Below are 832 nucleotides of genomic sequence, written 5' to 3'. Positions count from 1 at the left end.
TTAACCCATTTCAAGTTATCAATCTAAGGCAAGGGATTATTGTAAAAGTTTAGGTAGTGGTTATCGATTGCCAGATGTGAATGATTTTTCCAATACCAATCCTTACGATGGTTGGATTGGCGGTTATATTACTAGATTTGGCTTTTATGCACGTCGGCAATTAAGTTATCAGAAGAATGGAAAATGGGTTGGTGGAATTGCGAATGAATGGGGATGTATGCCTATGAGTGAGGATGATCGTGACGCTAGTTGCCAATCTTATAAAAGTACAGATTGGAATTCATATCATTATTGGACGAATAATGTAGCAACAAATACTGCGCGTCCTCGTGATGAAGGAAAACCATTTTTATATGCTCCCGAAGGAGATATCGATATACTTCAATCTATTTGGTGGAAAATTCGTGCCGCATGTGTTACACCTTAAGTGTTAATTGTGTTAATCCTAAAATATAATAAGTGCAAGTTATAGTCACTGTTAGTTCTTGAAGTATTTTGACAGTTATTAGAATATTGGTTTTTTATTAATATATTGCATAAAAAAGATAAAAAAACCAATATAATGACTAGTATTTAACTAATTAAAAATTTTTTTAAATAGTTCTTTGCAATTATTGTTAAACGTAGTTATGATTTTATCAGTTTATAATTAGGATATAATATAGGGATATAATGGATAATCAAAATCAGTCTTACTTCAAACTACCTTTACTTTTTACTTTTGCTTGTTATTTCATTTGGTTGATAGTTCCAATGATTAACTTTTTCGATTTTGCCAACATTACTATACGTTATAGATATGATAATATTTTTGTTTATCATATAACATTGG

At 30.3% G+C, this 832-nt stretch carries 1 protein-coding gene; it reads left to right on the top strand.

Going from position 1 to position 832, the window contains the following annotated elements; all coding sequences use genetic code 11:
* Positions 1 to 67 precede the first annotated feature (67 nt).
* Positions 68 to 427 (top strand): hypothetical protein, encoded by a 360-nt coding sequence (locus B6D18_RS12390; RefSeq protein ID WP_086364705.1) that lies wholly within the window; start codon positions 68 to 70, stop codon positions 425 to 427.
* Positions 428 to 832: the final 405 nt, after the last annotated feature.

Origin of the sequence: Gilliamella sp. A7 (assembly GCF_002142015.1) — a bacterium.
Taxonomy (GTDB): domain Bacteria; phylum Pseudomonadota; class Gammaproteobacteria; order Enterobacterales; family Orbaceae; genus Gilliamella; species Gilliamella apis_A.
The sequence above is the reverse complement of the archived record's forward strand: the minus strand, read 5'-3'. Positions and strand labels throughout refer to the sequence as shown.